The sequence below is a fragment of the Comamonas sp. C11 genome (assembly GCF_024496285.1).
Lineage (GTDB): Bacteria > Pseudomonadota > Gammaproteobacteria > Burkholderiales > Burkholderiaceae_C > Comamonas > Comamonas testosteroni_F.
Map to the genome: position 1 here is coordinate 137,207 of NZ_CP101744.1, position 24,998 is coordinate 162,204.

General features: G+C 49.5%; 24 protein-coding genes. 21 read left to right on the forward strand and 3 right to left on the reverse strand.

What is annotated here, in order from left to right:
• Positions 1-165: 165 nt before the first annotated feature.
• The 9 genes from traA to traN all read left to right on the forward strand — a co-directional run bounded on the left by traA (position 166) and on the right by traN (position 10,314).
• The gene (traA, locus tag NOX35_RS27315; protein ID WP_046461893.1) at positions 166-582 is read left to right on the forward strand and encodes a TraA family conjugative transfer protein; all 417 of its coding nucleotides are present in this window, start codon (positions 166-168) and stop codon (positions 580-582) included.
• A gap of 162 nt (positions 583-744) precedes the next feature.
• Positions 745-1,443, forward strand: a complete 699-nt coding sequence (locus NOX35_RS27320; protein ID WP_034394019.1) for a DsbC family protein — start codon at positions 745-747, stop codon at positions 1,441-1,443.
• Positions 1,443-3,893: a type IV secretion system protein TraC gene (gene traC, locus NOX35_RS27325; protein WP_052052710.1), complete on the forward strand. Its 2,451-nt coding sequence runs from the start codon at positions 1,443-1,445 to the stop codon at positions 3,891-3,893. Before NOX35_RS27320 ends, traC begins: the two co-directional genes overlap by 1 nt.
• A complete protein-coding gene (locus NOX35_RS27330) occupies positions 3,890-4,198 on the forward strand; it encodes a hypothetical protein (protein ID WP_034394022.1) in 309 nt (102 codons plus the stop codon). Before traC ends, NOX35_RS27330 begins: the two co-directional genes overlap by 4 nt.
• Positions 4,195-4,710: a S26 family signal peptidase gene (locus NOX35_RS27335; protein WP_182312554.1), complete on the forward strand. Its 516-nt coding sequence runs from the start codon at positions 4,195-4,197 to the stop codon at positions 4,708-4,710. Before NOX35_RS27330 ends, NOX35_RS27335 begins: the two co-directional genes overlap by 4 nt.
• Before the next feature lie 43 nt (positions 4,711-4,753).
• Positions 4,754-5,920 carry a TrbC family F-type conjugative pilus assembly protein gene (locus tag NOX35_RS27340; RefSeq protein WP_148748267.1) on the forward strand — a complete coding sequence of 389 codons (1,167 nt, stop codon included), beginning with the start codon at positions 4,754-4,756 and terminating at the stop codon, positions 5,918-5,920.
• Positions 5,917-6,606 carry an EAL domain-containing protein gene (locus tag NOX35_RS27345; RefSeq protein ID WP_256496975.1) on the forward strand — a complete coding sequence of 230 codons (690 nt, stop codon included), beginning with the start codon at positions 5,917-5,919 and terminating at the stop codon, positions 6,604-6,606. Before NOX35_RS27340 ends, NOX35_RS27345 begins: the two co-directional genes overlap by 4 nt.
• Entirely contained in the window at positions 6,596-7,612 is a 1,017-nt protein-coding gene (locus NOX35_RS27350) for a TraU family protein (RefSeq protein ID WP_370512843.1), read from the forward strand. The genes NOX35_RS27345 and NOX35_RS27350 overlap by 11 nt, the downstream gene beginning before the upstream one ends.
• Before the next feature lie 5 nt (positions 7,613-7,617).
• A complete protein-coding gene (gene traN, locus NOX35_RS27355) occupies positions 7,618-10,314 on the forward strand; it encodes a conjugal transfer mating pair stabilization protein TraN (protein WP_256497047.1) in 2,697 nt (898 codons plus the stop codon).
• Between the two features lie 47 nt (positions 10,315-10,361).
• On the opposite strand, the gene NOX35_RS27360 is transcribed toward traN, so the two are convergent.
• The 3 genes from NOX35_RS27360 to NOX35_RS27370 form a co-directional block, all read right to left on the reverse strand.
• Positions 10,362-11,210 carry a hypothetical protein gene (locus tag NOX35_RS27360; protein WP_046462833.1) on the reverse strand — a complete coding sequence of 283 codons (849 nt, stop codon included), beginning with the start codon at positions 11,208-11,210 and terminating at the stop codon, positions 10,362-10,364.
• Between the two features lie 16 nt (positions 11,211-11,226).
• On the reverse strand, positions 11,227-12,192 hold the full coding sequence (locus NOX35_RS27365; protein WP_256493885.1) for an IS481 family transposase: 966 nt from the start codon (positions 12,190-12,192) through the stop codon (positions 11,227-11,229).
• Positions 12,193-12,411: 219 nt separating this feature from the next.
• Positions 12,412-13,161, reverse strand: coding sequence for a hypothetical protein (locus NOX35_RS27370; protein WP_256496976.1), 750 nt, complete (start codon positions 13,159-13,161; stop codon positions 12,412-12,414).
• Positions 13,162-13,436: 275 nt separating this feature from the next.
• On the opposite strand from NOX35_RS27370, the gene NOX35_RS27375 reads away from it, so the two are divergent.
• The 12 genes from NOX35_RS27375 (at position 13,437) to NOX35_RS27430 (ending at position 24,844) form a co-directional block, all read left to right on the forward strand.
• Complete coding sequence (locus NOX35_RS27375; protein ID WP_034367708.1) at positions 13,437-13,766, forward strand: hypothetical protein; 330 nt, start codon at positions 13,437-13,439, stop codon at positions 13,764-13,766.
• Positions 13,767-13,872: 106 nt separating this feature from the next.
• Complete coding sequence (locus tag NOX35_RS27380; RefSeq protein ID WP_113707700.1) at positions 13,873-14,877, forward strand: AAA family ATPase; 1,005 nt, start codon at positions 13,873-13,875, stop codon at positions 14,875-14,877.
• A 7-nt stretch (positions 14,878-14,884) separates the two neighbouring features.
• Positions 14,885-15,415 carry a hypothetical protein gene (locus NOX35_RS27385; RefSeq protein ID WP_046462832.1) on the forward strand — a complete coding sequence of 177 codons (531 nt, stop codon included), beginning with the start codon at positions 14,885-14,887 and terminating at the stop codon, positions 15,413-15,415.
• A 67-nt stretch (positions 15,416-15,482) separates the two neighbouring features.
• Positions 15,483-16,115 (forward strand): single-stranded DNA-binding protein, encoded by a 633-nt coding sequence (gene ssb, locus NOX35_RS27390; protein WP_256496977.1) that lies wholly within the window; start codon positions 15,483-15,485, stop codon positions 16,113-16,115.
• An 82-nt stretch (positions 16,116-16,197) separates the two neighbouring features.
• Complete coding sequence (gene bet, locus NOX35_RS28875) at positions 16,198-17,229, forward strand: phage recombination protein Bet (protein WP_046462830.1); 1,032 nt, start codon at positions 16,198-16,200, stop codon at positions 17,227-17,229.
• Between the two features lie 74 nt (positions 17,230-17,303).
• Positions 17,304-18,314: a YqaJ viral recombinase family protein gene (locus tag NOX35_RS27400; RefSeq protein ID WP_046462829.1), complete on the forward strand. Its 1,011-nt coding sequence runs from the start codon at positions 17,304-17,306 to the stop codon at positions 18,312-18,314.
• Positions 18,315-18,490: 176 nt separating this feature from the next.
• On the forward strand, positions 18,491-19,855 hold the full coding sequence (locus NOX35_RS27405) for a DUF3150 domain-containing protein (RefSeq protein WP_131667227.1): 1,365 nt from the start codon (positions 18,491-18,493) through the stop codon (positions 19,853-19,855).
• 84 nt (positions 19,856-19,939) lie between these two features.
• Positions 19,940-21,745, forward strand: a complete 1,806-nt coding sequence (locus tag NOX35_RS27410) for a VWA domain-containing protein (RefSeq protein WP_256496978.1) — start codon at positions 19,940-19,942, stop codon at positions 21,743-21,745.
• 123 nt (positions 21,746-21,868) lie between these two features.
• The gene (locus NOX35_RS27415) at positions 21,869-22,108 is read left to right on the forward strand and encodes a hypothetical protein (protein WP_034389842.1); all 240 of its coding nucleotides are present in this window, start codon (positions 21,869-21,871) and stop codon (positions 22,106-22,108) included.
• Positions 22,109-22,220: 112 nt separating this feature from the next.
• Entirely contained in the window at positions 22,221-22,571 is a 351-nt protein-coding gene (locus NOX35_RS27420) for a hypothetical protein (protein ID WP_034389840.1), read from the forward strand.
• A gap of 60 nt (positions 22,572-22,631) precedes the next feature.
• Positions 22,632-24,479, forward strand: a complete 1,848-nt coding sequence (locus NOX35_RS27425) for a DUF4942 domain-containing protein (RefSeq protein WP_224651355.1) — start codon at positions 22,632-22,634, stop codon at positions 24,477-24,479.
• Between the two features lie 59 nt (positions 24,480-24,538).
• Entirely contained in the window at positions 24,539-24,844 is a 306-nt protein-coding gene (locus NOX35_RS27430) for a hypothetical protein (RefSeq protein ID WP_131367694.1), read from the forward strand.
• Positions 24,845-24,998: the final 154 nt, after the last annotated feature.

Here is a 24,998-nt window from a genome sequence, read left to right on the forward strand (position 1 = left end):
CGCACCAACGACAGGCATCGGCAATACCGCGATGAGTGCAGAGCGTGAAGCTCGCCTGGAGAGACAGCGAGAGGAGAGGGAGATTCGCCAAGAGCAGATACAGCAACAGCGAGAAATCGCCTCTCAAAAACGGAATCGACTTAATTAAACAATAGGAGTTCAAGCATGAGCACACTCACACACAACAAGCTGATTGCCCTGAGCCAGAGCAATTTCGTGGCAAAGGTCAAAAAGAAGCATTTGATCGCTGGTGGCCTGGTACTGGCAAGCATCGTTGTTCTGATGACCCCTGACTTCGCATTGGCGGGCGGCGGTGGCTCCGAGTTCGACGATGTATGGAACACCCTCAAGGACTGGACACAAGGTACGCTGGGTCGCATTGTGGCGGGCGCAATCATCCTGGTGGGCATCATCGGCGGAATTGCACGTCAGAGCTTGATGGCCTTTGCCATGGGCGTTGGCGGTGGCATGGGCCTCTACAACGCGCCAACGATCATCGAATCCATCATGTCGGCAACCATTCCGGTAGCCCACAAAGCAGTGCCAAGCCTGATCACGATGTGCAACGGCCTCGGCTGCTAAGTCAACCGGCAAAATCAAGACATCGAAAGAGCGCCCAAGGGGCGCTCTTTCTTTTTCAGGGATCGGGTGAAAGTGCTTGGGTTGCCCATTATGGGCTTCCACCGAAGAGAGACTTTAGCAGCCTCAAAACTAGACTGGAAACATCTATAACTGGGGTTTCGCATGCGAAAAAGTTTCTTGCTCGCCGTTCTGTCTGGTGCGTTGTCCATAGCAAACGCAGCACCACTTGAAATTACTGATGCTCGTGGTGCGAACATCGAAGACATGGTGAAGCTGCCTGTTAAAGGGCTTCAGGCAATTCAAAGTAAGGGGCAAATTATGTTCGTTAGCGATAACGGACGATTTGTATTTACTGGCCAAGTAATTGATCTTTGGTCCAAAAAAGAGCTGAGCACTATGAAACAGATGCGGGACGCATCTGAAACTCTCAACTTCAAAGCACTTGGCCTCGACCCCAAAAGCTTGAACGCAATCAGCATTGGTACAGGGAAAAATGAGGTCGTGGTATTTGTAGACCCATACTGTGCTGTGTGTCACAAGTTGATGACCGAATCAAAATCATTGCTGAAAGACTATACGTTCCGCTTTATTGTTGTTCCTGCACTAGGCGATAAATCGAACGTGCTTTCCAAGCAAATATTCTGTGCAAAGGATAAGAATAAAACATTCGAAGCCTTCACGACTAATGCAATTCAAAGCTTAGCCCAAATCCCCAACTGCAATACTGAAGGGTACGACAAGACACTTATTGCAGCCCAGATTTTGGGCGTTGAAGGTGTCCCTATGGTAATAGCTCCCAATGGACGATATGCGAAAGGCTATCCTGCAAAGATGGCTGAATGGCTTGCGGGGAATAAATAATGCTGGCAACAATTCGAAAAGTTGAAGGCGACACATATATTCCTGCCTCATGCAGAGCCGCCACTCTTTTTCCGGTACTCGCATATGATGAAGATCAAAAGCTATTTATCTGTGATGATCAAACAGTAGGCTTTGGGTTCATCTGTCAGCCTCTCAATGGCGCAGATGAAAAAATACAAGATCGTGTTAATGGGTTCATGACACAGGACTATCCCAAAAACACGATAGCTCAATTTTTCTCGTTTCGCTCCCCTGACATTAGCCAAGAAATCTACAAAATTCTTGGTCTGAGAGATGGATTTCGACATGAGATTCTATCCGCGACTATCCAAGAGCGTGCTGAATTCTTAAAAAAGCATACTCGGGAAAGAATAACGGCCACGAATGATCGAGGTATCTATGATAACGGGATCGTACATGATCAAAAATTGATCATATCTTTCAAGATACCAATCTCAGGTCGCTTCCCAACTGAAAAAGAGTATCTGGAACTGAAACAGATACGAACGAAATGTGAAGCTTCAATTCAGAGCATAGGTGTTGCACCGCATGCAATGACTTCAGCTCAATACAAGCGTGTGATGGGGACCATCCTTAATTGGGGCACTGATGCGAGTTGGAAGCACGAGAATGACAATCTCGATCAGGACAAAGCTATATGCGATCAGCTTCTGGACTTTGATACGCAAATAGATGTCTATAAGAACAAATTAGTCATTGGTGACTATCACGTCAAAGTTCTCTCAGCCAAAAAGACACCAGACAAAATGTTCTTTGGTGATGCACTGGCATATATCGGGGATCTGGCTGGTACTGATTCAGGGGTCAAGGAAAACTACTTCATCTGTATGAATGTTTTCTATCCTGACCATGAATCGGAAAAAACGAAACTTGAACGCAAGCGGCAATTCACGGTGAACCAGGCGTATGGACCGCTGCTGAAATTTGTTCCTGTATTGGCCGATAAAAAGCACAGTTTCGATGTTCTGTATGAATCGTTGAAAGAAGGCTCCAGGCCCATTAAGACAACATACACGTTGGCTATCTTCGCTCCGACAGCTGAGCGAGCCGAAGAAGCTGCGACTAAAGCGCGAAATATCTGGCGAGAGTCACGATTTGAAATGATGGAGGACAAATTTGTTTGTCTTCCAATTTTTATTAATCATCTCCCATTGTGCACTGATCGCAAGGCAATTCTTGATTTATATCGCTACAAAACGATGTCCACAGAGCAAGTGGTTCCAATGTTGCCGATATTTGGTGAGTGGAAAGGAACTGGGACATTCCATGCAACATTGATATCCCGCAACGGGCAAATCATGAGCCAGTCGTTACATGACAGCGATACCAACAAAAACTTGGTCATAGCGGCTGAATCTGGTTCTGGAAAGTCGTTTGAAGTAAATGAACTCATTACTTCATATCTTTCTGAGGGTGCGCAGGTCTGGGTTATTGATGCTGGGCGATCTTATGAAAAGCTCTGCGCAACATTGAAGGGGGAGTTTGTGCACTTTGGGGAAAACTCCAAAGTTTGCTTAGCCCCATTTGCAAATATTGAAGAGTTTGACGAAGATGAAGATGCAATTAATGCGAATATTGCAGCAATGGCATCTGCAAAGGGAACCCTAGATGAGTGGCAGATAGCTTCATTGAAACGTGTCATTAACGAAATTTGGCATGAAAAGGGAAAAAAGACACAAATCGACGATATTGCGGAACGATGCTTGAAGAGTGGTGATACTCGATTAAGCGATATTGGGACTCAGTTGTATGCATTTACATCGAAGGGTAGCTACGGTAAGTATTTCAAGGGCGACTTTGCAACACAGTTCCAATCCCAATTAACAGTGGTTGAGCTTGACGACCTGCAAGGACGAAAGCATTTGCGTCAGGTTGTCCTTCTGCAGCTTATTCAGCAGATCCAGAACGAAGTTTTCCTGGGTGAAAAGAACAGAAAGAAGGTTGTAATCATTGATGAGGCTTGGGACCTGTTGAAGGAGGGGGAGGTTGCTGTATTCATGGAGCACGCATACCGAAAGTTCCGTAAGTATGGCGGTTCTGTGATTATTGCCACGCAATCAATTAATGACCTTTATGAGAATGCCGTAGGTCGAGCAATTGCGGAAAACTCTTCTAGTATGTACCTGCTAGGACAAACAGCAGAATCGGTGGAATCGGTTAGGGCAACAAAGCGACTGTCATTGTCAGATGGTGGGTATAACACACTTCTAACGGTGCACACAGTCCAAGGCGTATATTCAGAGATTTTCTTGAAAACAAAAGCGGGCATTGGTGTAGGGCGCTTGATTGTTCCTGATTTTCAGAAGCTACTCTATTCAACCAACCCGGTTGATACTAACCAAATTAAAAGATCTTTTGATCAAGGCTTTAGCTATGCTGAGGCTATCCGTCACGTAATTAGAGAACGCCAGCAAGGGGTACGTCAATGATTTCCAAAACAACATTCGCAATTTTCTCTGTCGTCCTGGTTGCTATGAATGCAGCTGGATATTACTACCTAGATAAAAAAATTGATAAGAGGCTTAGCCAGATTCCTAATATTGCAGTTGTCGATCTGACGAAATTGGCCTCTAGTTACCCGCAGGGGGCTACGCCTCAAGAAGTCGATGCGCTCATGGTGCAGACCAATAATGGAATTCTGAAGCTGAAAGAGGCCGGATATCTGGTTATTGACGCCGGGGCAGTCTTGGCTGCTCCACAAGACATTATTGTGGATCAGGAACTATTTAAATGAAGCTTGTTGTCAAGAAGCAGGCTTGGAAGGTCTATTTACCTAAGTTAGCATCAGTAGCTCTTTTTATACTTCTAGGCGGCGGTGCATTTATGTCTCGCTACCGTATTGGAATTGATTCGCAAATTGATAGGTGTATACCAAACTATTCGGTGTATTTAATTGATCTGAAAAATCAAAATATTGAGAAAGACAAGATATACGCATTCAAGGCAAACGGACTCCAGCCGTTGTTTAAGGATGGAACTTGGATGGTGAAATATCTTCGCGCAATTCCAGGAGATGTGGTCGAGGTTGATCCGCAGATGGATGTGAAAGTTAACGATAGGACACTGGCAAGCGGCCTGCCATTGATCATGAAGATTGGAGGAACCGAGAAGAGCTTTGTGGGGAAGAAGAAGCTTATGGATGATCAATACTGGGTTATGGGAAGCAGCTACACCAGCTTTGATTCGCGTTACTGGGGAACCATCAAACAGGAGCAAATAATTGGTCGCGCATATCCGATTTTCTAAGGTGATTTCGCTTCTGTTGCTTATAGGAGCTACTTACCCATCCATGGCCTCCGACCTCAAAGCTGCGGATGTCGAGATGATGCAGCGAGGCAAGGACAAAGCGATAAGCGGTGCATCACTGCTGGATCTCAGCACCCTGCAGAACAAGCACATGAGTGCAGCAGACAGCGATGCTCGGCAGTTCTACGAGCAGCTGAAAGAACAGGGTCGCATACAGATGAGCACGCCAGGGCAAAGCAGTGCTCCTGGCCAGCAGCCAAAGGACCAGACGGATAGCTATACCTCTCTTGTTTTTGCATCGTTCTCCCTCGGTGAAGCAGCGATGAAGGAGCTGATGGATGATGTTGCTGGTCGTAGAGATACCGTCATCGTTCTGCGCGGTGTAGCTCCGGGCGAGAGCTTGGCCAAGGGAATAGCCAGAGTCCAGTCGATGGCTTCGAGCAGGAAGGTGATGCCTAGCATCATCATCAATCCGACGCTGTTTCGAGAATTCAACGTCAATGCAGTGCCAACTGTGGTGCTTTTGAATAAACCTGACAAAAGCAATAACTATAAGGTCAAATCAAAAGTTTCTGGGATTGGCTCTGTTGATTGGCTCAAGAGGAAGTTTGCCGAGAATAATAAAGTCGAACAAGGCAACTACGGGCCTACAAGAGATATATCTGAACCAGACATAATCGAAGTGGCTAAGGCTAGGCTTGCATCGATTGATTGGGACGAGAAAAAGAGAAATGCAATTAAGAATTTCTGGAAGAACCAGAAGTTCATACCATTACCAACGGCGAATGAGGACGCTAAAAGAATAATTGACCCTACCGTCCTGGTTGCGAAGGATATTTCTTCTGCAGATGGGAAAGTCATTGTGAAGTCTGGCACTACGATTAATCCACTGACTTTGCGTTCGTTCACACAAGCGGTCATAGTCTTCAATCCAAATGATCCTTGGCAAAATCGATTTGCGAAGGTGAAGGCAAAAGAGCTTTTGAAACAGAAGAACGTTTCTTCAATTTCATTCATTGCAACCGAGATCAATATTGAAGACGGATGGAAGTCATACAAAAGCATCACTGAGTCGCTTGGTGCGCCAGTTTTCCTTCTGACTCCTGATGTTAGAAATAGGTTTGAACTTCGTGTGACCCCCTCAGTTATAACTGCGACAGACAGAAAATTTGAAGTTGCAGAGTTCAAGAAGGTGGAGACACAAAAATGATTACCTTCTTGCCGGTCTTTCAACCTATCAAGAATGTCTCAGACGGATCTAGCCTGTGTGCTGAGGTGCTATCAAGATGGAAGACTCCAGACGGTAGACTCCATGCGCCAGGGCAGCTTAATTTGAATCGAATTGACTGGCGAAAGATCGACAGAGGGGTAATAAATTACCTGCTTTCACATAAGAAAGATATTGTTAAGAAGATAGATCATATTTTTATCAATGTCTCCGCGCAAACTTTGCTTGATAATGCCCACTTCTTTCAGTGGGTCGATTCAATTAAAGAACTAATTGAAGATGGAAGTTTGAAAGTCACGATTGAAATCACGGAGCAAGTTCCTGACGACCTGCTTGAGCGCCGATGGTGTGATATAGCCATTGAGTCTATAACGATGGCTATCGATGACTTTGGTGTTTGCAACTCAACATTTTCTCGGTTGAAATCATTCCCATGGCTGTATTGCAAAGTTGAGGTGGCTGGAATTGAATCGCTGATATCTGATAATGCGGCGAGGATATTTATTGATGCTGGAATTAAGTTGATTGCAGAGAAGGTTGAAACACTTGATCAAGCAAACTTTGCAAGCAATAGAAATATTTCCCTTCAGCAAGGCTATATCCACTACAAGCCATTGCCGATTCAATCTTTGATGTTAGATGTCAAAGAAAGCACATATGCATATTAAAAGATTACTGGTCGCAATTTGGCTGTTGATGATGTCTAGCCTCAGCAATGCAGAGGTTGGTTGCTATAGCGCGGACTTGATTGGTCCAAAACTGTTCACGGATATTTGTTGGTCATGCATATTTCCGATACGAGTTGCCGGGATTCCAATAAGCGGCCCTGGTGGGAGCTTTCCCGAAGATTCCGTCACATCACCTCTGTGCGCCTGCGAAGACACAAATGGTATCCCCAGGCCAGGGATTACAACTTCGATGTGGGAGCCTGCGCGACTCGTAGAGTTCCAGCGTGTGCCTGGTTGTTCATCGGTGTTGAATGGGATCAGATTTCCGTTTGATCGCCTGAATCAGGGGAACCATTCGAACAGCACGCATGATGGCTCGGATGGGACATTCATGCATTACCATTTCTACGCGTTTCCATTATTGATCATGATGGACTTGTTCGTGAACCAGAAATGTAATCCTGATGGGTACATGGATCTGGACGTAATGTATATGTCCGAGTTAGATCCAACCTGGAATAACGATGAGCTTGCATTTTTTACTAACCCAGAGGCGGCTGCAGTAGCGAATCCTATTGCAGCTGCAGCTTGTTCAGCGGACGCGATTGCATCAACAGCAGGGAAACCACTCAAGCAAATGTTCTGGTGTGCCGGGTCCTGGGGGGCGTTGTACCCATTAAGTGGTAATCAGAATGGTGGAAGAGGGGTGATTCGTGAATCCAGTCTTCTAAAAACACGCGTTCTTGCCGCTCTGCATCGCCGTGGCTTGTCGTGGAAAACAATGGGTAGCGATGCCTTATGTGGTGGCTATATATCTCCTACGCTTCCAAAAACTCAGTACAAGTTCAATCTGGTAGCTCCAATTCCTGAGGCAAATTCGTCCCATGTCGTTGGCGAATCGACGCTGACCTGGGGAATTGCTAAAACTATTCCGTCAATTGGTCAAGATCCGGTTTACATGGTCTGGCGTTGGAATGATTGCTGCAATACCAAAATAGTTCAGTGAGTCAAATGATGATATTTAAGAGATTGATTTCTGCGCTTCTTGTTATTGGTCTGACAGTCAGTCCGATATATCCCTCCGCGCAAACAAAAAATAATAATGCCAGCTTGGCTAATGCAGGCCGTGAAGCTCAGAGCTTTGGGAAGTCTTTATCTGAAACTGTCAGAAGTAGGGATAGCTCTAACAATAATGGCACTTTGAATTTGAACGGTAGCAGTGTCAATATTAATGATCTCTATCCTTCTACTAGCAGCTCAAACGCTAGGCCTCAGAACTACTATTTTCCAGGTGGTGCAGCACCAAGCATCAATGACCTGGGCGGCGTGTATAACGATTCCAATAATATGGATAAAGTTGGCTCGACAACTGACAAATCGCTGTACCAAGACTCTCTGAGTGACAACCCGTCTATATCGGGTGCTGCCTATAAAATATTGCTTAACGCGTCTAATCGGTCTAGGCCTGACTTTGCCAATGACCCTATGTTGAATCAAAGCAAGGATACATTCAACAATATTGATGAAATCACAAAGAGCTTTGGGGATTGCTCAAGCACAAGTGAAGTCATTAAGACAAAAAACAAAAAGCACATTCCAGAATACGAACGTTGCGAACGCATTGTTAAGCCAGCCGGTGCATGCAAGATCACTCATACGATGGGTATTGAGCATCAGGTAGCCGATGTATTTGTGGCTGGTCAAGGCAGAACATGGCTCACGGTAGAGTTTGACCTCAAAAATGGGACTGGCCACACGGTTGCGCCAACTGATGGTGTTGCCTTTGCGATGAATATTCCAACAGTAAAGTTTGAGGATGTCTGCAGTGGTGCAAGTAACTATAAAACAGACTTAGTAGGTTCGTGGGACTGGATTGAACACGGCCTTGATGGAATTGTTGACTCAACTGTTCATTACCGCGTGCTGGAGTTCCCTACATGCGGCAATAACCTGTTAGGGAAAGTTCAGATCCAAGATACATCTGTTTCCGATGACACAAAATTTATTCTCGGTGGAAAATTCTCGCTGCGATTGATTAAACAGAAGCCTGATGTCTGGGCATCAGACTCATGTATTTCTGATGCTCAGTCCATTGGGCAGAATTTCTGTACTGGAAATGTTAGTGTCGATATTGGTCCACCAAGCGACCAAGAGTGTGTGGATATTGGTGGTGTTCGTATATGCCCCGGAGATCCATTCTTCAACTCGTTGACGCCATCACCGATCAAAGGGCTTCCAACGTTAACCCAGTCTGCTTCTGTCTCTGAAATTCAATGTAATTTCAATGTGGGACAGATGGATTGCTGGACTGATCCGCAAGGAGTTCAACATTGTCCTCATAACGATGGCACAAATCAAAATTCATGCGGCAAGTATGAGAATAATAACAAATGCGGATTTGTTTCAACTTCGTGCCTCGATGGAGCCAAGGATGAGAACGGGAAATGCTATGTTTTTGAAGATACATATGATTGTGGCCATGATGTTGATGTAATCGACTATACAAAAAATACTCAATATTCATGCTCGGGGCCGATTAAATGCATGGGATCTGAGTGTCTTGATATATCTTCTGAACAAAACGGTGATTTTGCGAAGGCTGCGGCTTTACTTAATGCAGCACAGTTTATTGCGCAAGATATGCAGTGCTCTGATTCTGCTGGAGAAGAGGGCGGTGATGGTAACGTGGATGAAGGCTGTAAGGTGTTCAGTGGTACGCCTGGTCAATGCAAAATTGCGGTTGGCGGAATTCAGAATTGTTGTGAGAAGCCTGAGAATATCTCGCTAGCTGATTACATCACTATGCTAATGGCCATGCCCAAGCTTGACTCGGCCATCATGAACTTGGAGTCTGGGAGTGTTGTGCGAGGCTCATATCAAGTCTTGCGTGATCCAGTGGTTTCAGGTTGGCAGGAAGTTACAAAGCCCTTTGCTTCGTTTGCAGAGAATATTGGTGGCTCGGTCGATGCTTTTACAGCGCCTATTAAAGAGGTTTATAACCAGATTATTGATTCAGTCAAAAGTACGATACAGGATGTCATAAAGAACTCAATTCAGAATGGCATGACATCGGCAGGAGCCGAAGCCGGTGTTGCCGCAGGCACTGCAAGTGAGTTGAGTCAGCAGGCTGCAACTGATGCAGCAAATATGATGGCGCAGGTTGGGAATATAGCCAGCACTGTTATGACTGTTTATACGGTCTATGTTGTATCAATGATGATGATTCAGCTAATCTGGGCTTGCGAAAAAGAAGAGTTTGAACTTAATGCGAAAAGATCGCTAAAGAGTTGTCATTATGTAGGGTCGTACTGCAAGACAAAAGTGCTAGGCGCTTGTATCGAGAAAAGAGAGTCATACTGCTGCTATAACTCACCATTATCACGAATAATGAATGAGCAAATACGTGGACAAATGAATCTGGGGTTCGGTACAGCAAAGGCACCTAGTTGCGATGGATTGAAGATCGAGGACATTGGAAAGGTTGATTGGGATCAGATCAACCTGGATGAATGGCTCGGTATTCTAGGGGAGACTGGGCACTATCCGACACCAGAGACTTTGACGATGGATAAGTTGACAGGTTCTGGGAATATTCTTAATGACGGAAATAGGGTTAACTCTGTTGAAAGAGCCAAGAATCGGTTAGAAGGGGTTAACGTAGATGAGAAGCGAAAAGAGGCAGAGCGGAAAATAAACTCCGGTCATTAAAAGCAAAAAGGCCTTGAGGTTATTCCTCAAGGCCTTTTTTATGGGATCTACTTCACAAAGTAGTAGGCGTTGCCTTTTGACAGTATCATAGGATACATGCTGTTCTTTTTCTTTGACCTATCAATGTATGTGTCGTTTGGACTGGAGTAGATAAATACCCAACTTGGAAGAGTTACGCTTGTATTTTGAACTACATCCAATGTGTTAATGCTGCTCGTCCTCGAAATCTCCATTTTCATTGCGTTGTAATAGAAACCGTGACTTGACGTGAACGCCCAAGACTCCTTCTCTCCATTCTTGACGAATTCGGGTGTTGAAGTTTTGCTGGGCTTGAAGATATTCAGATAGATCACACAAGCTTTTGCGGAGCCTTGGTCGATGGATTCGCAATTAAGGTTGCTGTCTTCAATGAAGAACGAAGTCCCTTTTTCGCTCTTTCTTGTCTTGCTAAATTTCAAATTCTGCTTATTCAGGCTCTCATTCAGAGACTGAGAAACAATGTCAATCATTTTCGATTGAGCTTCTTCTGCGCTAGCTGCTTGAGAAGCAGGCATCCAGGCGACGATGCTGCTGCGCGCGCCATGCGAGTTCGGCGCGATTGCGCTGGCAATTAAATTCAGCCCCAAGCCTTGGGCATTAGACAAGCCTGCCGTTGGATTCGCATATGCCACGGCTGCGGAAGCAGTGTTGAACATGCTGGACTCGGGCATCCCGGTATTGGAATTCTTGGGGGCGGACGCATCTTTTATGCCTGTTTCAAGCCCGCCTGCTCGCGCAATGTTGTATGCCAGCGAATGACCATCATCAAACGCGGCAGGTTTCTTCTCCATGGTCACACAGCCAGATAAGGCCGCAGTAAAAGCAAGCGCGGCCGCTGTTTGAATATTGAGTTTCATGTCAAATCCCCCTCTGTTAACTGTCGGGTCCCGGATGATTGCGCACGTTCTTGACGAATAAATCAGGAGCTTTCATCTTCCAAACCTTGAGGGCTTGCACCGGAGCTTGATGCCCCAGAGCCTTTTGCGGCAAATGGTGGTTGTACAGCCATACAAACCGGTGCAGTGTCTTGCCCAGGTCCTCGGCACTATTGAAGTGGTGCGAGCGTAGCACCTGGCTGAGCCGCCCATTGAAACGTTCGACCATGCCGTTGGTCTGTGGTGTCTTGGGTTTGGTCAGTCGATGTTCAATGCCCAGGCTTTGGCACAACTGGTCAAACTCGTGCTCTCCCGTCGGCTGACGGCTGCGACTGCCAAACAGCCGGTCGGTGAACTCTTTACCGTTGTCTGTGAGGATAGTGCGAATCTGGAAGGGTGCAGCCTTGCGTACTGCGGCCAGAAAGGCTTTGGCGGATGCTGCCGTCTTGTACTGCTTGATGGCAATAAATACCCAGCGGGTGGCCCTGTCGATGGCTACGAACACATAACGACGCTTGTCCTCATCGTGCATCTGGGGCAGGTACTTCACGTCCACATGCACGTAGCCGGGCTCATAAGCCTTGAATGGCTTGTGCTCTGCATCAGGCTTGGCTGGCACGGGCAATCTGGAGTGACCTCGCCTGCGCAGCAGTCGGTCCAGCGCCGAGCGGCTCATGGCAGGCTCAATAAACTCCCGCACTACCGCCAGCAAATCATCGAGCGGCAGCAGCAGTTGGGTGCGCAGATAGACCACCAATTCTTCCTGTGCCGCATTGAGCGTGGTCTGCAATCGGTGTGGCGTATGACTGGCATCGTGCACCGTAGTGCGATGACGCCACTTGCGCACCGTGTCCAGGCCAATGCCGTATTGCTGGGCCAACTCCCGGTCAGTGCTACTGGCTTGCTGCAATGCACGTCGTGTAGCAGGCGTGGTCGTTGCGTTCTTGTGTAGAGCAATCAACATAGCGGCTCCTTGGAAGACGATTGCCATGTTGCCACAACAGCCTGCAGCACTTGTCTGCTATGGAGCAACGGGCGCTTGGTTGTAAGCAGCCAATCATCCGGGACCCGACAGTTAACAACTACCCATAATGGTAAGGTAGCTCAAGAAAATGCAAGCTTCTGAGCGCAAAAAAGCCCGCCGAAGCGGGCTAAAACACAGATTCGAGAACCAAGTTTACCGTTAGGCCGCGACGGCCTCCGAAGAGGTTTCGGCCTGTCCTTCAGCCATGGCCAAAGCAACATCATCGTTGGCATGTTGGCTTTCATCTTGGCTGGTGCTGGGCGGTGCTTCAGCGTCTACCAGTGCGTCTTTGCCCTGCTTGCTGGCCGACCTGCGCGCGCGTTGTTCGATGCCCTGGATTCGCCCAGCGAGCTTGAACATCATTTGCTGCCACTTGTAGGTTTCGTTGGAGCGCTCCATGCCCTTGATAACGGTGGCCCACCACAAGCTGTCGAAGTAAGACACGAGTTCATCCAACTGCATCACGAGGCCCAGGAAGAGGGCACTTTGGGGAGTGCTCAGCTCCACATTGAATTCGCGCGCGTGGGTGTACACAGGTTGCTGAGTGATTCCGGCCTCTTTGACCTTGGCCTTGTTGACGCTCAAGGCGTCTGCGATTGCCGCGCGGAACTGCTGCAATTGCACATTGATCATGTCATTAACTTCATCCACGAAGTCGCCCCGATCAAGGATACGCAAGATAACTTCAGTGGAGAAGAAGGCTTGAGTTGTACGAGCAAAGCTGCGGTCCATGACTCGCTGAGCCTGGACGCTCCTCAAGCTGACGGTCTGCTTGAAAACGGGGCGGGAAACAGGATCACGCTGTTGCTCGCGTGTAGGCGTGTCTGCCTTGGGCTTGGCCGCCTTCGGTTGCTCTTTTGCAGGGTTATCGGTTGCAGAGACTGCACCGCTATTCGCTTCTGTCGCCATGTGTCGTGCTCCTTGTGATAGACGCACTGACGATATGGCTTGACCTTCAAAAAGCTTTACTAGATACGTGCCCATATTGGGCCATCTGAGCAACATTGAGCCGGGGCTTTTGCGATAAGCTGAAACCTCTCTTTGTTGCAGCCTCGGCTTCAACTTGAGTGAGGTAGCTGGCCTCCATAAACAAACAGCTTCCTTAACGTGCCTCTCGGCACTTTCAACCCACCTGGGGCATGTCTCCCAGATGGGGGTATTGCCCCTCAAATCGGAGCAATACCATGACTGCTATCACCTTCCTCTTCGTTCTGCTCTTGATCATCGTAGCCCTCGGCTTCGCTCTCAAGCTTTTCGTTGAAGGTATGCGCGGCCTTACGGCTGAACTACTTAGCCAATTGTCGAAGGTTCAATCCTTTGATAAGACGGCTTTCCTGAACGCGACTTTTTCATCCGTGAAAACCTCTGTTCAATCCTGCATTCAACTGTCATCGCACGTTACGCGCGGTGCCGTTGAAATGGCTTTCCCCGAGCCAATTCCAGTAGAGCCTGCTTTTGATTGGAGTGTCTATGACACTCCAGCTTGGCAGCGCAAGGGCATCCTTGTGTACTGAACCGATTGCGCTGTCCTCGGATGGCGTTTCCCTGAAAGACGTTAATAGCCCTCGGGCACACCAGCCCGTGAGGGTGAAGTGTGCCCAATCGAAATTGGAGTCCACCATGTCTACACCCATCGCTCAAACAGCGAGCTTTCAAACCAGCACAATCTTTGGCATGCCAGAGATTGGCAATTCCGCGAAAACCATCGGTTTTGTGGATATGTCCAATGCTTACATTCCCTCCGTCATGGCGGGTTTTGTGCATCGTCGTGAGTTCCTGCGTGAGGTTTTGGCCTTTCTCAACTCTCCTGACGGGGATGCCCTGTTTGTTACTGGTCCTACTGGATCGGGGAAAACTTCAGGCATCCTGCAAATTCTTGGCACGCTCAACTGGCCTACACAACAAGTCACCGGCAACGGCAAGATGGAATTGTGTGACCTGGTTGGGCACCATGCCTTGGTCTCTGAAAAGCCTGGTGAAACCCCATCCATGAAATTCATGTATGGCCCACTGGCAATAGCAATGAGAGAAGGGCATGCCCTTCTAATCAACGAGGTGGATCTGATTGACCCTGCTGAGCTTGCTGGCCTGAACGATGTCCTTGAAGGGCGTCCTCTGGTCATTGGCATGAATGGCGGTGAAATCATCAAGGCTCACCGCATGTTTCGCGTGATTGTTACGGGCAACTCGCGTGGCGCTGGTGATGTGTCTGGGCAATATCAAGGTGTTCAGATGCAGAACCTCGCGGCCATGGATCGCTATCGATTTACTGTTGTCTCTTATCCAGAGAAGGCAGTTGAGGAAGCGATAGTTACCAAAGCATCACCGAAACTTCCAAAGCAAATTGTTGAGGGTATGGTTCGCCTGGCTGATGATGTGCGCAAGCTCTTCATGGGATCGGACGGACAAGGTGGCCAGCTGGCCATTACGTTCTCAACGCGCACGCTGGTTCGCTGGGCGAAGCTTTCAACGAAGTTCAAGGGTGCTCCTAACCCTCTGGGATATGCGCTCGATTTGGCACTGCTCAATCGCGCGACACCCGAGGATGCCACTGCGATAACTCGCTTGGCCAAGGACATTTTTGGGGAGCAGTGGAAAGACGATACCCCGGCCACCCAGCCCTGAGATCGCCATGTCTCAAATCTTCCCTGGTCCAAAGATCAGTTGGAGCATGAAGGTGTTTACCACAGCCTCTGAGGACAAGTTCATCGAGGTTGTGAGAAGCGCTCTCAAGAATGCAGCTCTGAAAATGGGCTGCGAGTCACCGATTGGAGATGAACAGAATGTTGGCGTGCTCTTACGCGCTGGCGATTTGACTCTTTCCCTTTCGGGCAATTCCCTAACGGGCAACTCGTTCAATTTCGTCTACCGAGACGGAGCTGGTGAGTTGCTTCCGAATGGGGATCACGCGCCCTTGTTGGCCTTGTTCTTCCTTCAGAGCGAGATCAACAAAACAGGCCTTGCAACGGATCTGATCTCCCTGAGTGACGATTCCGGCACATCCTATGCGTTCCACGTATTGGATGACTTGAAGCCACTCATGTTGGAGTGGGACATACCATGGGATGTTGTGAGATTGGATGCTGTGGCTCTTGGGCTTGCAGTGCCAATCTTCAACTTCATGGATCTGTCCTGTGACGATACTGAGGACGCTTTTTTCTAACCAAACCCAATGGGGGCTTCAACCCCCTGGCGGGGATGGCCTCTGCTTCACCAATTCGGAGGCCATCATGGCATCAGTCAACAAGGTAATCATCGTCGGCAACCTGGGCAAAGATCCAGTTTGCCGCAACGGCAACAATGGCAGCGGCCAGCTTTTTGCGAACTTCTCCGTTGCCACGACAGAACACTGGACCGACCAGGCCTCGCAAGAGGCTAGGGAGCGCACAGAATGGCACTCGATTGTGCTGCGTGGCCGACTCGCTGAAATAGCGCGCGACTACCTGCACAAAGGCTCACAGGTTTATTTGGAAGGCACACTGCGCACGCGCAAGTGGGTCGATCAAGAAAACGGAGTTGAGCGCTTTATCACTGAGATTCACTGCGACAGCATGCAAATGCTGGGCAGCCCGAATCAAAGTTCCGGGGGTGCTCCAGCTCAGCAGAACCACGCACACCAACGTGCAGCGGCTCCAGCTCGTGCGCCTTCTCATGCAAGCAAAGGTTATGCCCAACAGTCGCAATCTTCGTCTCGTCCCTCAGCTCGTGCTCCGGCACCAGCTCAAGGCCGTGGACAGGGATCGCAAGCTGGTGGGTCCACCAGAGCTGCCAATTCCCAACCCATTCGCGGACAAGGCGGTGGGGGAGGAAGAACTGACGACGACATTCCGTTCGCTCGTCTTCACTACATGGCCGGTGGTTAAACACTAGGTCCATTTCTGTAACCCAACGGGGCGCTTGTATCCCCGGTGGGGGACATAGCGCCCAAATTGAATCGAGGTCACTATGTCCCAAGAGCAAAGCTCGCAAAATGAATCAACACTGATGGGCCGCTTCGGCGCGCGTTTTGGGGTTGATCCACACAAGCTCTTCGATACCTTGAAGGCTGTTGCCTTCAGACAAAGAGAAGGGCATGCGCAGCCTACCAATGAGCAAATGATGGCTCTGATGATCGTGGCTGAGCAGTACGGTTTGAATCCCTTCTTGAAGGAGATTTACGCCTACCCAGACAAAAACAATGGGATCGTTCCTGTTGTTGGCGTCGATGGCTGGAGCAACATTGTCAACGCGCACCCTCAGTACGACGGCTTTGAAGTGGTTTATTCCGAATCAAAGGTTGAAGTAACGGGAGTGAATTTTCCAGTTCACGAGTGGATCGAAGTGGTCATACACCGTAAGGATAGGACCGTTCCCTCCCGTGTCCGTGAATTCATGGATGAGTGCTATCGCCCTCCAACTCAAAGGAATGGGGCGCATGGTGCCTATCAAATCAATGGCCCATGGCAAACGCACGCTAGACGGATGTTGCGCCATAAGGCTTTCATTCAGTGCGGGCGTCTGGCTCTTGGCTTTACTGGAATCTTTGACCAGGATGAGGCAGAACGCATCATCGATGCTGATTCGAATGTGGTTGGAGCCTCCGTCAAGGTGGTGAAAACACAGGATGATCGACGTACTGCCAGCTCAGCTGAGGATGTGGCCAGCACGCAAGGGAATGCTCCCCTGCAGTTGACGCATGAGCAGCTGGAGCCATTGCTACAGCAACTGCTGAATCGCACACTGCCGAATCAAACATGGAATGTCGCTCGTCAGTACGTCGAGCAACGCTTTACAGGTGAAAACCTTGAAAGAGCGAGGACCTTCCTGAATGACAAGCAGATGGAGCACATGCCTAAGCCAGAGCACGACTATGAAGCGATGCAGCAACGCAGAGCCAGTGGTCAGGCGGAACGCTCAGAACGTGTGATGCCACCACTTGACGATCTTGTCCTGCCTCCAGGCGGGCTTGATTCTCAAGCTGAATCCAGCTTCTTCTAAGGTGCTGGTTTTATCAACCCCGTGGGGAGAAATCCTCCGGGGTTTCTCTATTCCTTCAACAGAATGGAGTTCATGTGAAATTCATTGACTTGATTCAAGGCTCTGAAGAGTGGCTTGCTTGGCGTAAAGGCGGCGTTACAGCAACCGATGCGGCAGTGCTAGTCGATCAGTCTCCCTACAAGACCGAATGGCGCTTGTGGGCAGAGAAAACAGGGTATGCGGTCGAGCGAGATTTGAGCAGTAATCCGTTCGTGAGGCATGGCCTTGCAATGGAGCCTGCTGCCCGAGCTGCTGCAGAGATCTATTTCGATGATCTCTTGCTGCCCATGTGTGCCCAGGCTTCGCACAACCCCTTGCTGAGGGCGTCTTTGGACGGACTCAACAAGGACAGTGAACCTGTGGAAATGAAGTGCCCATCAGAGGCTACCTGGATCGAGGTCACAACGTTGCGTCAGAACAGTAAGGCTTTCAAGTTTTACTACCCTCAGGTGCAGCATCAGATCCTTGTTACAGGGGCCAAGAGAGGGTGGCTGGTTTTCTATTTTGATGGCCAAGTTGAAGTGTTCTGTATCCCTCGGGACCAGGCACTGATCTCTCAGATAGAGGGCGTTGCCCCAATCTTCTGGGATAAGGTCGTTAAGAGACGAGAGCCGCAAAAGGACCCAGCGCGCGACCTCTACATCCCCCAGGGTGAAGAGATGGCCAACTGGTTGTATCAAGCCGAGGAGTTCCGCTTGCTGCAGGGACAGATCTCGGAATTGGAAGAACGCCTAGAGGTGATGAAGGAGCGCCAGTCGGCCTCACGCGCTGCGATGCAGGGCATGATGGGCGATTACATGCACGCAGACTATTGCGGTGTCATGGTGACGCGCTATGTGCAGGTAGGGAAAATTGACTACGAGAAGCTGCTAGCCGACAAGTCTGCAGGCGTGACTCAACAGGAGATTGACTCTTACCGGCGAAAGTCAACCGAGCGATGCCGGGTTACTTTGACAAACGATATGGCACCACGCCTGATCGTTGACAAAGGGGTCACAGATCCCGTCAAGGACCTATCATTGGACGTTGAATCCTTTTACATTTAGGGAAGTCTTTTTGGCAGGGGATTCGCGCAAGCGAGTCCCCTTCTGAAAAGCAGATTTTGTTCCCTCTGGGAGCGAAAGTGTGAAGTAGCTGGCTTCCTAAAACAAACAGCTTTTTATCAACCCTTGGGGTGTGTCACACCCTTGGGGGAGTGGTGCACCTCTTTTCGGAGAGCACCATGACACAAACCAATTCCACCAAGATCAACCATCTGACTCAGCTGTGTGTTGTACATGCAGACTTTGACATTTGGAGCGGGCAGGTTCGCCTGACCGCTGACGATCTGAAGCTTGGAGCAGGGGGAGAGATCCCACCTGAAAAAATTGCCCAACTGGGTACTAAGAAGATCTGCGATCCCGCACAGCTGAAAGGCTTTCATCGGGTCAAAGCAGAGACTCGACGCACATTGCTGCGCATCGGCATGAAGTTCATGGACGGCGTAGCAATTCCATTGACCAAGATGGATGAGGTGTGCAAGAAAATGGGCGAAGTGCAAACTGAGTTCGATGCACTGCGCACCACTTTCATCGCAAACTACAACGCTGCGATAGATAGCTGGTGCAAGGAAAATCCTCAATATGAGACGGCAATCCGCTCAGGCGCGCTTCCACAATCCGTTGTGGAAAAGCGCCTCGGGTTCGATTTCCAGATCTTCAAGATCGCGCCTACTGATGATGCAGAGCTGAGCACTCGCCTTGAAGAAAAAGTTCATGGCCTGGGCGATGACCTCATCAACGAACTGATAGAGGAAGCAGATAAGTTCTATGAAGACCGCTTGCTGGGCCGTGACAAATGCGGCATTGGCACCAAGCAGACTTTGCAGAACCTGCGAGACAAGCTCGATGGGCTGTCGTTCCTTAACTCAAAAATCAAACCGCTTGTCGATCTTCTCAATGAAACGTTGAATGGGTACAAAACGTATGCTGTTGGCCGCGATGTCACAGGTCCGTTTTTCCATCAGCTGACCGCCACAATGCTCATCCTGAGCAGCAAGGCGCGAATTGAGCAATATCTCAACGGAGCGATTTCAGTCAAGGCAGAAGCGGCGACTCTGGAGGCCTCAGCCTCCCAGAATCAAAGCTACGCCTCCGACTCTTCAACTGCCGAGATGCAACCGCAATCTGCAGAGGGTGATCTGTTCACATCCGTGGACAGCGCACCAGCACCGGCGCAAGCGTCCAGCAATCCAGCTGATGCGTTTATTGCCGACCTCGACCGCTTCTTTGGCACGCACGCACGCACAGAGACATCGATTCAGCCCCAGGCTGCAGAGGTGGTTCATCGTGTCGATGTAGAAGTGCTTGAAGCGCCTGCAGGTACTGTGTCAGAAGCCAGCGAGCCTGCACAAGGCTCGGTGGTTATCGACGTTGAAGCCACTTTTGTCCCTACTGATTCTGTTACGCAAGCACAGACTGAGGGCCAGCAGGCAGTTGTAGTGGGAGTTGAGGAGGAGCAAGCAGAAGTTGAAGCTGGAAACAGCAACAACGATGCCTCTTTCCAGCTTGCCACCATTGGTGATGACGACGAAGACGGCTTTTTCTAAGCAGTCCTAAGCGCATCATTTTTAACCCAAGGGGAATCCTAGCCCCTTGGGGCTGGGTTCCCCATACCTCTTGAGGGAAGACCCATGGCCAAACAGAACCGAAATACTATCTATACCGCATTGCCCATCGTGGCAACTGCTTATGGAGACAAGTTTGGTGTGAAAGTCCGTATAGGCCAAGACGTGGCCTATACGGATGGGAAAACGATTGTTATCCCGAACGTTCCTCACGATTATCCATACATGGATGTTGTGTGGGGCTACATGGCGCATGAAGCCGCGCATGTGCGGTTCACTGATTTCAGTGCACCGCGACGCGCAGGTCTGCATGCCGAACTGACCAACGCTTTCGAAGATTGCCGCATCGAGCGGGCGATGATGGACTTGTACCCAGGTACTGCCACGACGCTCAACGAGGTTGCGAACTACATGGCAAGGGTCGGTCACTACTCCCATCTTAGAGATGATGAGCATCCAGCTCAGATCCTGGTGGGTTACTGCCTCTATTGGCTGCAAGCGAGGGCCGTAGGTCAACCTGTGATGGCGTCTTATCTGGCAACTGCGCAGCCCGTTCTGGAGCGCACATTCCCACAAGGCGTTATCACTCGATTAAGCACCATTCTCCGCAAGGTGGTGGATGCTGAATCGACTTCCGATATCTGCTACCTGGCAGATCAGGTCATTTCCATGATCGAGGAAGAGAAGGAAAAGGAAGAAGAGCAGCAACAGCAGGATCAGCAGAATCAGGATCAAAACCAACAGCCTCAGAATGTTCCGAACGAACAATCCTCCGGCGAAGGCGATGACTCCGATGAAGCTGATGGCCAGCAAGACTCGACACAAGAAGACTCCCAACAGGGGAAAGGCCCAGGCCAATCCAATGAGGGTGATGATTCAGGTGAAGGTCAAGGTCAACGATCCATGGCTGGTGCCGATCAGGGAGCTGAAAACGATTCTGGTATTGCCTCGCGCACTGCAAAGGAAAAGTTGGATGCACTTACGCAAGCTCTCTCAGCTGGCGCTGGGGATGTGGATGGGGATCGCGCACGCAATTCTCTGAAGCAGGAGCTGTCACAAGTGGCACGGGAAGAGGGAATCCCCTCCTACCAGACCATTCGCAAGGGAACTGATGCATCAGATGACAAGGCCAAAGGCCTTGAGCTGATGAACCGGGTCCGGCCTGCAACATCGAAAATTCGCAATCAACTGTTCGGCCTGGTGCAAGCCAGTCTGCGTTGTGCGAAGCAATCGACCCGCAGTGGCAAACGCCTGGATATCAATCGACTGCATCGCGTAGTCGCGGGTGATACACGAGTGTTTGCAAAACCGCAGGAAAAGCGAAAGCCGAATACAGCGGTCCACATACTTGGCGATAAAAGCGGGTCCATGACCCGTCCTACCAGGTCCGACAGCTCGCGTTCGCTGGCCGATGTCACAGATGAAGCATGCATTGCATTGGCGCTCGCGCTCGATGCGATTGCCCATGTGAATCCTGCAGTGACCTTTTTCTCAAACTCTTCGGAGTCTCCTGTTGTCTGTGCTGTGAAGCATGGGCAATCAGTTCAGGCCAATACAGGCAGGTTTCCAGTGAAACCCTCTGGTGGCACACCGATGGCAGAAGCCATTTGGTATGCAGCCTACGAACTGAGCAAAACACGCGAAGACCGCAAGATGTTGATCGTCCTTACGGATGGTGAGCCGAACAGCTCTCAAGCCACAAAGGAAGTGATCGACCTCTGCGAACGTAGCGGAATCGATGTCATTGGTATCGGCATTCAAACGAACGCACCGGCAACTTTGTTCTCAAGGAGCATTTGCATTGATGCGGTCGAGGACTTGCAGAAAACACTCTTCAAGCTCATGGAAAAGTCACTGACTGCCGTGGACTGAAGGTGGCCAACCTTATGTGCTCGAAAGAGTGCATTTCAGCCGCTGGGGAAACCCAGCAATTTCAACCCTAGCGGGGTCGCACCCCCGGTAGGGGGGCGCTCCGCAAAATATCGGAGTTCCCACATGCAAAACGTCATCACTATCGCTCTAGACAACAACGCTCAAGCTATTGCTGAAGCAGATTGGGGTTGCGAGCTGGCTAGTGCTTTTGAAGTCAAGGAGTCGTACTGCGTTTCTCTGCTTCAAAAGGGTGAGAGCGATCTCACTTTCCACTACACCATGGCCACGGATCTGAAAGCAGCTCGTGCTGAAGCTCTCGACGCCTACCCAGGCGCAGAACTCATCGCGGGAACTGTTTACTGAATCGCAGCCATGTGACTGACCTCACGCCCTGAAGGGTGTGGGGTTTTGTCTTCCATCAACCCAGCCGGGGCACACCCGGTAGGGCGCTGCTCCAGCACGTTTTGGAGCAGCCATGAGCACTTTCGTCATTTACTCGGCCAACGAGAACGCTCTTACCGGAGCGGGCTACTGGAACGATAAAGATGGATGGTCAGTCCACGGGAATGCCACCGTGTACGTCAAAAAGAAGCTTGATATGCGCCTCCCTCATTCCGTGGGCGGGGACGCACGTTGGCTCAAGGAAGAGGGCAAGAAGCTCCTGCAGCCCATCAGTCAGACCCTTACCAAGGGCTTGGCCAAGGTGCGCAGGAAGCATGTGCTGACGGCTCAAACCCGAAGCATTCAAGTTAAGCCCATTGCTGCAACACCTGGATCTCAGGTGGCTGCATTTCAACAGCTGCAGATGGACCTCATCGTCAGCTAATCACCCATTGGGGCAGCTCGCCCCAGATGGGGCGACTGTCTCTCAATCAAGAGGCAGATCATGGATTTTCAGTACTACCCAACAGGCGCATACACAACGGCTTTGCTGTGGCATCAATTCCAACGGCCCATCGTCCATGTGTGTGATCCCAGTGCAGGTAAGGGTGCGTTGTTTCGACACGCTGAGAACGGGTTCGAGGAACTGCCGGAAGGCACTGAAGTTCCTTGGTTCGATCCCAGCCTGGAAGAGCGCTTTGATCGTCGTCGTTGGTCCTATGACCAGCGCGACAAATACAAATCTTCGTCCCGAAAGAAATCGGCTGTCGAAATCGATATCAAGCACCATGCGAGCTTGCGCGAGCTGGGTGTAACGGTTCTAGGACATGACTTCTTAGAAGTTCAGTCTCTGGCCTCCGTCACACAAGTGATCATGAACCCACCCTTTAACCAGGGTGCGGAACATGTTCTTCATGCTTGGGATTTGGTTTACGACGCTGAGATCAGTGCGTGCATCAATGCTCAGACCATCAAGAATCCATACACGCGCGAGCGTAAACGCTTGGTGGAGCTGATCGAGAAGCATGGCAGTGTGTCATTCCATCAAGATCAATTCGTTGATGATGTGGAACGTAAAACCGATGTTGAGGTGGCTATTGTCTATTTGAATAAAGTCCCGGAAGCATTTGCTGATGTGGACAATATTCTGAAGAGGCTAAAAGTGGGAGATAACTTGAGTCGTCATGAATTTGACCCTCATATCTGCAAAACTCTCGCTCTTCCAGCTAACTTCATCGAGAACACCTACTATCACTTTAGCGCGGCTATCGAAGCAGCGCGACAATCATCTGAGTTTGAAGCCATCTTCGAGCACGCATCAGATAAATTGGGAGTGACGCTAGACGAAATGCAGTCAAAGGGGGTAGGGTCTGACTTCAGACCTGATCCGATTGATATTCGAAAAAAAGCTATGGAGCTATTTTCGAAGAGGTATGAAGATCTCAAGCGGAAAGCTTGGGCGCAGATTATCAGATCAACACTTTTAACTGACAAATTGTCGAACCACGCAAGACGTAAGCTCGAAGCGGATGCTGAGACAATATACGCACTTGAGTTTTCGATATCGAATGTTCACGGGTTCCTCGCTGGAATGATTCAGTCGATGGGATCTATCTACACCGATATGGTTCTGGGATTGTTTGATACGATTATTGAACGCAGCTCTGACAACGTTGTGTTTTACAAGTCGTGGAAGTCTAACCAGAAGCACAAAGTAGGAATGCGTATTCGTAAGAAGCGCTTCATTATTCCGCGTTTCAATACGTGGAGTAGTGGGGCACTGCAATATGAATGCGAACAATTCTTAGGTGATATTGACAAGGTTTTTGGCTATCTAAATGGGATTTCCGGTGATTACTTCGGTCTTCGTCAATCATTTAGAAAAAATAATGTCAATACCTCTGAACGATTTACGTCAGAGTTCTTTGAATATCGTTACTACAAGGGAAGCGGCACGCTGCACTTTTTCCCCAAGAGTGATGAGGTTGTTGATCGCTTGAATCGCTTCGTTGGCCGCATACGCCAATGGCTCCCCCAGGACATGGGCGATGCAAATGAGCATTTCAAGAAGCAATATGAACAAGCTGAGAAATATTCTGATGATTATCTCAAAGCTTTTAGCAGAGGCAAAAGCCATAGCTACTACGAACGCAATCCGGTCTACGCACTGACATCAGGGCGCGACTCGGAAAACGTTGCGGAACGGATGGAAAAAGCCATTGATGAAGTTCTTGCGCAGGCAGGGATGGAGTGTGGCCCGATCCTCCAAGCACCCGCTGAGGTACAGACCGTCGCAGCTTTGCCCGCACCAGCAATGGGGCAGGCCGAGCAGCTGGATCTATTGGCGGCATAAATCAACCCATCAGGGGCTAACACCCCCTTGGGGATGTTGGCCCCGTATACGAGGACAACATGCAAATCGAACGACTCTACCGAATGATCAAAAATGCACGTATCGTGCGCTTGAACGGACAGATGGCAATCACCAAGGGGATCGGTACGGGCATCAAGAACAATCGCAGCCTCTCGCGGCACTTGCGAATCGATGTCTCTGACGAACCCCACGGCTGGCTCTTCTTTGAAGAGGAAACCATCTCGAAAGCACGCATAGCAGGGAATACCGTCGAGCTGAAAAGCGACGATGGCGAGAACTACACGCTATGTCTCTACCCATGGCGACAGAAGGCTGCTGCAGCCGAAGCTCTGTCAGTGAACTAAAGAAATTACACCAGGCGCTCACAAGCGCTCTGGTGAAATTTCGTCACAGCGCCCAAAGAGGGCAACTTGAGCCACGTCGTTGAACAGCGATCACCACTAGACTCCCGAAGAAGAGCACAGATGCAAGGCAGCAAGCCAAGCTTTGCATCTGCGC